The following is an 11,204-nucleotide window of genomic DNA, read 5'->3' as shown; positions in this document are numbered from 1 at the left end:
GCACCCGGCGCAGCAACCACATACCCGACCAGCTGCTCACCGGTGACGGTGGGGACGACGAGGGCGACCGCCTGGCCGACCGTGGGCTGGGCGAGCAACGCCGACTCGATCTCCCCCAGCTCGATCCGCTGACCACGGAACTTGACCTGGAAATCGGTACGGCCGATGTAGTCGAGAACCTGCTCACCGCTCGCGGTGCGGCGCCACCGCACGAGGTCACCGGTGCGGTACATGCGAGCGCCGGGGGCACCGAGCGGGTCGGCGACGAAGCGATCCGCGGTGAGGTCCGGCCGGCCCACGTAGCCGCGCGCGAGTTGCACTCCGGCGAGGTACAGCTCGCCGGGCACGCCGACCGGCACCGGATGCAGCCGGCCGTCGAGGACGTAGACCTCGGTGTTCCACTCGGGCACGCCGATGGGCACGCTCTGCTGCTCGTCGCCGGCGGGCCAGTACGTCACCGAGACCGCGGCCTCGGTGGGGCCGTACAGATTGTGCACCGCGGCAGCGCAGACGCGACGGAAGGCGTCGACGGTCTCGGGCGGGAGGGCTTCGCCGATCACGAACACGTGCCGCAGCGTCGAGCAGGTACCGGCCGGTGCATGCGCGGCGAACACGGTCAGCATCGACGGCACGAAGTCCGTCAGCGTCACTCCGTGCCGCGCGATCGTCTCGGCGACGTACACGGGGTCGCGGTGACCGTCGTGGGTGGCGACGACGAGGGTGGCGCCGGCGCGCAGGGGCAGGAACCAGCCCCACAGCGACACGTCGAAGGTGGTGGCGGTCTTCTGCAGATAGACGTCGCCGGCGGCGATCTCGTACTCGTGGGCCATCCACTCGAGCTGGTTGACGATGGCCTCGTGTGAGACGCACACGCCCTTGGGACGTCCCGTGGAGCCGGACGTGAAGATCACGTAGGCGGGGGTACCGGGACGGATCGGACCGGCCAGCTCGTCGTCCCGGATCGGGTCGGGCGCGTAGCCCCGCAGGTCGAGGTCGTCGACCAGGACGGGGGCGACCGTGCCGGGCAGGTCCGCCGCGTCCGCGCGGGTGCTCAGGACGCACACCGGTTGCGCGGTGGACAGGATGTGCCCGATGCGGTCGGCGGGATGGTCGGGATCGAGCGGGACGTAGGCACCGCCGGCCGCGATGACCGCGTAGATCGCGACCGGGAGGTCGATCGAACGCCGGATGGCCAGTGCCACGAGGGTTTCGGGTCCGACACCGAGGCCGACGAGGTACCGGGCGAGCCGGTTGACGCGCGCATCGAACTGCGCGTAGGTGAGCGTCTCGTCGCCGAAGACGACGGCCACCGCATCCGGACGATGCGCGACGGCGTCCCGGTACGCGGCCAGCAGTCCCGTCGCCCGGACCGGATGCACGGCACGGTCGTTGCCGGCAGCGAGGGCGCGGTGCTCGGCGGTGTCGAGGAGGTCGAGGTCGCCCACCACGCGGTCGGTGCCCGCGGCCAGGGCGGCGAGCACCCGGATCAGGCGCCCGGCGAAACCCTGCACCGTGGGCTCGTCGAAGAGATCGGTCGCATAGGTGAACTGCGCCGACATTCCGGCCGGCTTCCCGGCTTCCTCGCGGGGCGAGACGGTCAGCTGCAGATCGAACTTGGCGACGGCGCCACCGAGGTCGACGGATTCGATCTCGACGTCCGGCAGGGTCACCTCGGCGCGGTCGAGGTTCTGGAAGAACAGCGCCACTTGGAACAGCGGATGGTGCCCGGTCGATCGCACCGGATCGAGCACCTCCACGAGCCGCTCGAACGGCAGCTCCGCGTTGTCGAAGGCCGCGAGGTCAGCGTCTCTGACCCGGCCGAGCAGTTCGGCGAACGTGGCGTCGGGCTCCACGCGGGTGCGCAGCACGAGGGTGTTGACGAACATGCCGACGAGATCGTCGAGTGCGCGCTCGCCGCGCCCGGCGACGGGGGTGCCGATCGCGATGTCCGCGGTGCCCGACAGGCGCGACAGCAGTACCGCGAGCGCGGCGTGGACGACCATGAACGCGGACGTGCCGGTCGCCTGAGCGGCGGCTTCGACCACCTCGTGCAGGGCGGCGTCGATCTCGAAGTCGACGGTGGCGCCGCGGCCCGAGGCCTCCACCGGTCGGGGCCGGTCGGTCGGCAGGTCGAGACGGTCCGGGAGGTCGGCGAGGGCGCCCCGCCAGAACTCGATCTCCCGCGCCGCCGGTGATGCGGGATCGGACTCGTCACCGAGTACGGCGCGCTGCCAGAGGGCGTAGTCGGCGTACTGCACCGCGAGCGGTTCCCACGCGGGGGCCGCACCGCCGGTGCGTGCGACGTACGCGGTGACCAGGTCCCGCACGAAGGGCGCGATGGAGGCGCCGTCGGCGGCGATGTGGTGGACGACCAGGACGAGGACGTGCTCGTCGTCGGCCGACCGCAGCAGGTTCACCCGCAGCGGCACCTCGGACGTCACGTCGAAGCCGGCCGCCGCGAGCCGGGCGACCGCTCCGGCGATCTCGTCGGGCGGGGTCGGCACCGGGTCGAGGGGGTGCCTCGCCTCCTCGGGCGGGAGGATCAGCTGGGATCCGATGCCGTCGTGCTCGGGGTAGACGGTGCGCAGCACCTCGTGCCGGCCCACGACGTCGGCGAGGGCCCGGCGCAGGGCATCGACGTCGAGCGCTCCGCGGACGCGCAACGCGACGGGGATGTTGTTCGCCGCCGACGCCGGATCGAACCGGTTGAGGAACCACATCCGCTGCTGCGCCAGTGACAGCGGGATCGGATCGGGGCGCGGCCCGGCGACGAGCGGTTGCGGCGCGCCCGCCCCGACGAAGGGTTCGACGAGTGCGGCGAGGCCTTCGACGGTGGACGCCTCGAACAACAGTCGCGCGGGGACCCGGGTAGCGAGGCGTTCTCCGAGGCGGGCGGCCGCGCGGGTGGCGACGAGGGAATTGCCACCGAGTTCGAAGAAGTCGTCGTCGAGGCCGGCCCGTTCGGCACCGAGCAGCTCCGTGAACACCTCCGCCACGGCCTGTTCCGTGGCGGAACGGGGTGCGCGGTATTCGTGCGCGGGCAACTCCGGTTCGGGCAGTGCGGCCCGGTCGAGCTTGCCGACCGGGGTCAGTGGGATGCGGTCGAGCGGCACGATCACAGCGGGCACCATGTGCGCCGGCAGCCGGTGGGAGACGAACTCGGTCAGTGCGTCGGGGTCGACGTCCGCACCCGGGACGGGATGGACGTACGACACCAGCCGGGCCTCTCCCGAGGGGGTCTGGCGTCCCACCGTGACCGCGAAGTCGGCATCGGGGTGCGCGGCCAGTGCGGCGTCGATCTCCCCGAGCTCGATCCGGAATCCGCGGATCTTGACCTGGAAGTCGTTGCGCCCCATGTAGATCAGCCCGGTCTCGCCCGATCGGACGAGGTCACCGGTGCGGTACAGGCGGGTGCCGGCGGGACCCGCGACGAACCGCTCGGCTGTCAGCGCGGCGCGACGATGGTAGCCGCGGGCGAGCCCGGGGCCCTCGAGGTAGAGCTCCCCCACGACCCCGGACGGGACCGGGTTGAGGCGCTCGTCCAGCACGTGCGCGGTCATCCCGCGGACGGCCCGGCCGATCGTGACCTGCTCGCCGGGCTGCAGCGCGTGCGAGATGTTGGTCATGATGGTGGTCTCGGTGGGCCCGTAGCCGTTGAAGAAGCGGCGCCCTGGTGCCCATCGCGCGACCAGGTCCGGCGGGCACGCCTCGCCGCCCACGACCACCGTCGCGAGGGTGTCCAGTCCGGCCGGATCGACGGACGCCAGGGCTGCGGGTGTGACGAAGGCGTGGGTGACCTGCCGGCTGCGCAGCAGCTCGGCGAGATCCTCGCCGCCGTACACGGACGGTGGGGCGATCACCATGGTCGAGCCCGCGCCGACGGCGAGCAGTAACTCGAGGACGGAGGCGTCGAAGCTGGGGGACGCGAAGTGCAGGGTGCGCGAGGCCGGGGTCAGCGCGTAGCGCTCGACCTGTTCGGCGCAGAAGCCCTCCAGTCCGGTGTGGGTGACGACCACGCCCTTGGGCCGGCCCGTGGAACCCGAGGTGTAGATCACGTACGCGGGGTGCTCCGCCCGCAGTGTCCGGACCCGGTCGTCGAGCGCGACAGGTGCTGCGGACTGTTCGGCGAGGGCGGCGTGGGTCTCGGCGGAATCGAGGGAGATCCAGGGCACGGAGCCGGGCAGGTCCGGAACCGAAGCCGTGAGGGTCAGACCGGCGCGGGCTCCCGAGTCGTCGACCATGTGCCGGACCCGGTCCTCCGGGTAGTTGGGGTCCACGGGCACGAACGCGGCGCCGGCCTTGGCGACGGCCCACACCGACAGCACCGACTCGATCGACCGGGTCGCAGCGACGGCGACCACGTCCTCCGGCCCGATCCCGCGCCGGATGAGCAGCCGTGCCAGCCGGGAGGAGGCCGAGTCGAGCTCGCCGTAGCTCAGGGTGCGTTCCTCGAACACCACTGCGGGTGCGGCGGGATCACGTTCGACCGCTGCGGCCAGGAGCTGGGGCAGCAGAGCGACGCGGGGTCCGCGTCGGCGGCCGGGTCGCTGCCGGACCGGCCGGCGACCTCGTGATTCGTCCGGTCGTCGGTCCCCCGAACCGTCGACACTCATCCCTGCGTGCTCCGTCGCCGGTCGTCCTGCGCGTGCACACCCAGCATCATCCACCTCGCGTATCCCTCATCGTCTCAGCCGCCGCCCCCTGCACACGACAGTGCAGGGTGGCACGCGCCAGCCCCATTAGACCATCGGGGTGCCTGACGCTTCGTTACGGTCGAAACTGCGAGGTCGGCCGCGGATCACACTCCGCGACCAGCCGGCGGACGACGGGGGTACGGGTCAGCGGCCGCCCCCGACCCAGCGGTCGAGCACCGGCCCGATCCGGGCGACGGCATCCTGCGACGTCATCTTCCAGTGGGTGGCCTGGACCGATTCGACCGCAAGCGTGCCGGTGACGTGTGTCCGCCACTGCTGCGCGGCGCGGGTCGCCGAGGTTCCGTCCTCGCTCGCGGCGAAGAACAGCAGGTCCCCGTCGAAGCGGGCGGGCCGGTGCTCGGCGAGCAGCCGGTAGGACAGGCGCACGCCTTCGAAGATGCGCTCGAGGCGGGGCAGGGTCAGCGCGTCGAACGGGGCCGGCAGGTCGGCGACCAGCTCCAATGCCTGTTCGGGAGTGAACTGCGCCGGGTCGAGGCCGGCCCCGACGTCGGTTCCGATGGCGCCGAGCAGGTCGGCGACGCTGACCGCGGGCGGGACCGTCTCGACGGGTGCGGCGGGTGGGTGCGCGTCGAGCAGGGCGAGGGTGGCGACCTCGTGGCCGTCCGCCCGCAGCCGGACTGCGGCGGCGTGGGCGATGATGCCGCCGAGCGACCAGCCGACGAGATGGTAGGGGCCGGCGGGCTGGATCCGCCGGATCCGGTCCACATACGCCGCGGCCCACGCGTCGATGCTCTCGGGCAGCGGTTCGTCGTCGCGCAGGGCCGGCGACTGCAGACCGTAGAGGGCCCGCTCGGGGTCGAGGTGGCGGGCCAGGCCCGCGAAGCTCCACGACAGACCGATCACCGGATGGATGCAGAACACCGGCTCGGCGGCACCGCCCGGGCGCAACGTCAGCACCGCGTCGAACCCGACGGTGTGATCAACCGGGTCGCCGGCGGATCCCTCGATCCGGGCGGCGAGGGCTTCGACGGTGGGGGTGAGGAACATCCACTGCAACGACACCGGCAGGTTCGTGCGTTCGCGCAGCCGGGCGATCACCCGCACCGCGCTCAGCGACGTGCCGCCGAGGTCGAAGAAGTCGTCGTCGAGACCGACTCGGAACTCGCCGGCGTCCCCCGCCGGCCCGAGAACCTCGCAGTAGGCGGCGGCGACCTCCGTCTCGAGCGGAGTGCGCGGCGGTCGGTGGCGCCGCGGGGCGATCACCGGCTCGGGGAGGGCCGCACGGTCGAGCTTGCCGTGCGGGTTCAGCGGCAGCGCATCGAGGGTGACGACGCCGGCGGGCACCATGTAGGAGGGCAGGGTCTCGGCCAGCGACGCGCGGAGGCCGGCCACGTCGATCCGCCCGGCGGTCGGAACCACGAAGGCCACCAGCCGGTCCCCGCCGTGGACGGCGACCGCGGCGTCGCGGACCGCCGGGTGGGCGCGCAGCGCGGCCTCGATCTCGCCGAGTTCGATCCGGAACCCGTGCACCTTGACCTGGAAGTCGGCGCGCTCGAGGTACTCCAGGGTGCCGCGGCCGTCGCCGTCGATGCGCCACCGCACCACGTCCCCGGTGCGGTAGAGGCGGGTGCCCGGGTCACCGAAGGGGTTGGCCACGAACCGCTCGGCGGTCAGGCCGGGACGGCCCAGGTACCCGCGGGCGAGCTGCACGCCGGCGAGGTACATCTCACCGGCCACGCCCGGCGGCACGGGATGCATCCGTTCGTCGAGGACGAACGTCTGGGTGTTGGGGACCGGGTCGCCGATGGGCACGGAGGTGAGCGTCGGCGTGGTGACCGCGTGGGCGGTCACGGAGACCGCCGCCTCCGTCGGGCCGTACAGGTTCACCAGGTCCGCACTCGAGGCGCCGAGCGCGCGTCGCGCCGTCGGGGCGGGCAGTACCTCACCGATGGCGAGGACACGGCGCAAGGTGGCGGGCAGCGCGCCGGCCGAGTCCTCGAGCAGCGCCTCGAGCATCGACGGCACCACGTGCAGGGTCGTGACCTTCTCACGGCGGATCACGTCGTTGAGGTAGGACGGGTCACGGTGACCGTCGGGGGCGGCGATCACCAGCCGGGCGCCGCACGTGAGTGCGGACCAGAACTCCCACACCGACAGGTCGAAGGTCGCGGCCGTCTTGAGCAGTACCGCGTCGTCGGGACCGAGATCGTAGTGCGCCCGCTTCCAGGCGATCTGGTTGACGATCGCCTCGTGCGGCACCGCCACGCCCTTCGGGCGTCCGGTCGAGCCGGAGGTGTAGATGACGTACGCGGTGTTCGCGGCGCGCAGCGGTGCCCGCCGATCCGTGTCGGCGAGCGGTGTGGGATCGACGTCGCTCAGGTCGAGGCGGTCGACGTCGAGCACCGTCCGGCCCGCCAGGGCGTCGACCCGGTCCCCGGTGGTCGACAGCACGCACTGCGGGGCCGCCGCATCGAGGATGTACCGGTTGCGGGCCGCGGGGTGGTCGGGGTCCAGGGGCAGGTAGGCGCCGCCGGCCTTGGCGACGGCGTACATCGCCACCACGAGGTCGACCGAACGCCGGATACAGAGAGCCACTGTGGATTCCGGCCCCACGCCCTGGGTCACGAAGTGACGGGCGAGCCGGTTGACCCGCGCATCGAAGTCCCGATAGGTGAGGGTGCCGCCGCGGAACACGAGGGCGGGGGCGTCCGGGGTGGCCGCGACCTGCTCGTCGAACAGGTCGACGAGGGTCCGGCCGGCGGACAGGTCGGCCTGTTCGGCTTCCCACGCCCGCATCATCTCGGCCAGTTCCGCAGAGTCGTGCAGGTCGATGTCGCCGACGACGGCAGAGGGGTCGGCGACGACCGCCCGGAGTATCCGCAGATACCGCGCGAGCAGGCGCTGGATCGACGGTGCGTCGAACAGGTCGGTGGCGTAACCGAATTCGATGTCGAAACCGCCGGGCCCACCGCCCGCGGCGTGATCGACCACCGTGACGTGCAGATCGAAACGCGCTGCGTACGAATCGCTCTCGACCGGCGTGATCCGCAGGCCCGGCAGCTCGAGGGCTTCCCGGGCGAAGTTCTGGTAGGAGAACCCGACCTGGAAGATCGGATGGCGCGCGGTGGACCGGACCGGGTCGAGCACCTCGACGAGGCGTTCGAAGGGGACATCGGCGTGTGCGAACGCCTGCAGGTCGGTGTCGCGGACCTGCTCGAGCAGCGTCGCGAACGAGGTGGCGGCGTCGACGTCGGTCCGCAGTGCGAGCATGTTGACGAACATGCCGATCAGCCCGTCGAGTTCGGGGGCCGTGCGCCCCGCAACGGGGGTGCCGACGACGACGTCGTGCGTGTTCGACACTCGCGCCAGCAGCACCGCGAGGACGGCGTGCAGCACCATGAAGGGTGTCACGCCGCGCTCGCGGGCGAGTGCGCTGATCGCGTCGTAGGTGGCCTCGTCGACGTGCGCCGAGACCCGGTCCCCCGCATGACCGACGACGGCGGGCCGGGGCCGGTCCGTGGCGAGTTCGAGGTGTTCGGGGATGCCGTCGAGGGCGCGCCGCCAGTAGGCCAGCTGCCGAGCCGTGCCGGAGCGGGGATCGTCCTCGTCGCCGAGGGCGTCGAGCTGCCACAGGGTGTAGTCGGCGTACTGGACGGGCAGCGGTTCCCACGCCGGTTCCCGGCCCGTCGAGCGTGCAGTGTAGGCGGTGACGAGGTCCCGGACGAGCGGACCCAGCGACGAGCCGTCCCCGGCGATGTGGTGGAGGGCCACCGCAAGCACGTGCTCGTGGTCGGCGAGGCGGAAGAGCCGGGCTCGTACGGGAACTTCTCCGGTGACGTCGAACCGCCTTCCCACGAAACCGGCGAGCCGGGCCGGGGCGTCGGAGTCGGTCGCGTCCTCGGGCCCGAGGTCGAGCGGGACGTCGCCGACGTCGAGGATGCGCTGCTCGCCGACGCCGTCGACCTCGGGGTACACCGTCCGGAGCGTCTCGTGCCGCGCGACGACGTCCCGCACCGCCGTTCGCATCGCGTCGACGTCGAGCCCGCCGGACAACCGGACGGCGAGCGGGATGTTGAACACCGCCGAGTCCGGGTCGAGGCGGTTGAGGAACCACATGCGCTGCTGCGCCGGAGAGAGCGGGATCCGATCGGGTCGCGGGCGGCGCGGCTGCAGGGCGCGGGCGGCCGTCGGCGCGGCCGCCACCCGGGCTGCGAGCGCCTCGACCGTGGTGGCGTCGAACAGGTCGGCGGCCGAGACGGTGACGCCGAGTGCTGCCCTGATCCGGCCGATCACGCGCGTGGCGAGCAGCGAGTTGCCGCCGAGGTCGAAGAAGTCGTCGTGGACCGAGACCCGCTGCACCCCGAGCACGTCGCCGAACGCCTCCGCGACGGCCACCTCGGCGGCGGAGGCCGGCGCTCGGTACGGAGCCGACGCGATCTCGGGCTCGGGCAGAGCCGCCCGGTCGAGCTTGCCCACGGGCGTGAGCGGGATGGTCTCCAGCGCGATCACCGACGACGGGATCATGTGGGCCGGCAACCGCTCGGCGACGAACGCGGTGAGCACGGCGACGTCGATCGCGGAACCGGCGGTGGCGTGCACGTACGTGACGAGGCGGGTGTCCCCCGTCGCGCCCCGGTGACCGACGGTGGCGGCGAAGTCGACGGTGGGATGCGCGGCGAATGCCGCGTCGATCTCGCCGAGCTCGATGCGGAAGCCACGCACCTTGACCTGGAAGTCGTTGCGGCCCAGGTACGTGATGCCTTCTCGCGCCGAACGCGGGGACCGCACCAGGTCGCCGGTGCGGTACCGCCGGGCGCCGTCGGGGGCGGCGACGAAGCGGGTGGCCGTCAGTCCGGGGCGATCGTGATACCCGCGGGCGAGGCCGGATCCGGTCAGGTACAGCTCGCCGGCCGTGCCTGCCGGCACGGGCCGCAGGCGGGTGTCGAGGATCTGGGCAGCGGCTTCACGAACGGGTCTGCCGATGGTGACGGGTTCCCCGGGCTCGAGCGGCCCGGAGATGTTGGTCATGATCGTGGTCTCGGTGGGCCCGTACCCGTTGTGGAACCGGCGGCCGGGCGCCCAGCGCGCCACCAGATCCGGAGGGCACGCCTCGCCGCCGACCACCACCGTCTCCAGGTCGTCCAGTCCGGTGGGATCCACCGACGCGAGGGCGGCCGGCGTCACGAACGCGTGGGTGACCCGTTCCCTCCGCAGCAGCTCGGCCAGTTCGTCGCCGCCGTACACGGACGGCGGCGCGACGACCATCGTCGATCCGGATCCGACGGCGAGCAACAGTTCGAGCACCGACGCGTCGAAGCTGGGGGACGCGAAATGCAGGGTGCGGGCGGCGGGGGTGAGCCGGTAGCGCTCGACCTGTTCGGCGCAGAAGGCCGCGAGTCCGGTGTGGGTGACCACCACCCCTTTCGGGTGTCCCGTCGAGCCCGAGGTGTAGATGACGTATGCGGGATGCTCGGCGCGCAGCGGGCGTACGCGGTCGACGAAGGTGAGCGGGTCTGCCGGGCAGGCGTCGAGTTCCCTCCCGACTTCGGGCTCGTCCAGGACGACGGTGTCGAACCCGTCGGGAACGACCCCCCGGTGTGCGCCCACCGTGAGGGCGAGACGGGCGTCGGAGTCCGACAGCATGTACCGGACGCGATCGGCCGGGTAGAGCGGGTCCACCGGGACGAACGCGGCGCCGGCTTTGGCCACCGCCCAGACGGCGAGAACGGACCGGATCGAGCGGGTGAGGAGCACCGCGACGCGGTCCTCGGGGCCGATGCCCCGGGCAATGAGCAGGCGGGCGAGCCGGGACGATTCGGCGTCGGCCTCCCGATAGGTGAGGGTGTGTTCCCCGGCCGTGAGAGCCGGGGCGCCGGGGTCGCGTTCGACGGCGGCCGACAGCAGGTGCGGCAGCATCGTCGTGGGCGGCCGGCGCCGCGAAGCGCGGAGCTTTGCACGGGCGGTTCGGTCGATCACCTTCATCGGCTGTCCCCTCCGAATTCCGGATCCGTTGTGCGCGTGCGCATACCGGTTCCGATCACGGTCGGGGTGTCACGAACTGCGGCGACACCCGCCCTCCCCGACGGACACCGCTTCGCTGTCGTCTCGCGCACCGGAACCCCGACGATTCCCGGCTCGAGAGCACTTCGCCACCATTCCATACGAAAACAAACCGTGCCACCTGTTCGTACGTCCAGAAACTAAGTTACCGAAGGGTAGACCGGCATTCCGGACAGCGCGGGTCCCGTCCCGCCGGGAGCACCGGCACATCCGAATGCCCGATTCGCCGCACGCCGCAGCGCCGCTTCCGAAGGCGCCCGTGCCCCCGACCGGCATCCGGGAAGTCTCCGACTGCCCCACGGGAAAGACGCGGCACCTGCGGTTTCTGAATACGGAGCCGGAACCCGGCTTGGAAGAGTTCCTCGCCGTCCCGCCGGTTCGATCCGACGACCTCCATGACCGCAACGGACCGAGGACCGACACTCTCCCCATTTCGTCCAAGGATTGGACAATTCACTCCGGGGTGTTCGATGTGATGTCGGACACGAC

Annotated in this window: 2 protein-coding genes; both read right to left on the bottom strand. The window is 72.0% G+C overall.

Features of this window, described 5'->3' with window-relative positions; translation table 11 throughout:
* The coding region (locus QYS60_RS25440) for an amino acid adenylation domain-containing protein (RefSeq protein ID WP_371384615.1) at window positions 1–4,613 on the bottom strand (4,613 nt) is incomplete at its 3' end.
* A 225-nt stretch (window positions 4,614–4,838) separates the two neighbouring features.
* The gene (locus QYS60_RS25435) at window positions 4,839–10,631 is read right to left on the bottom strand and encodes an amino acid adenylation domain-containing protein (protein ID WP_371384617.1); all 5,793 of its coding nucleotides are present in this window, start codon (window positions 10,629–10,631) and stop codon (window positions 4,839–4,841) included.
* Window positions 10,632–11,204 lie beyond the last annotated feature (573 nt).

This window comes from Rhodococcus sp. GXMU-t2271 (genome assembly GCF_041414735.1).
Classification (GTDB): Bacteria; Actinomycetota; Actinomycetes; order Mycobacteriales; family Mycobacteriaceae; genus Rhodococcus; species Rhodococcus indonesiensis.
Note: the sequence above shows the minus strand (reverse complement) of the source record. Positions and strands in the feature narration are given on the sequence as shown.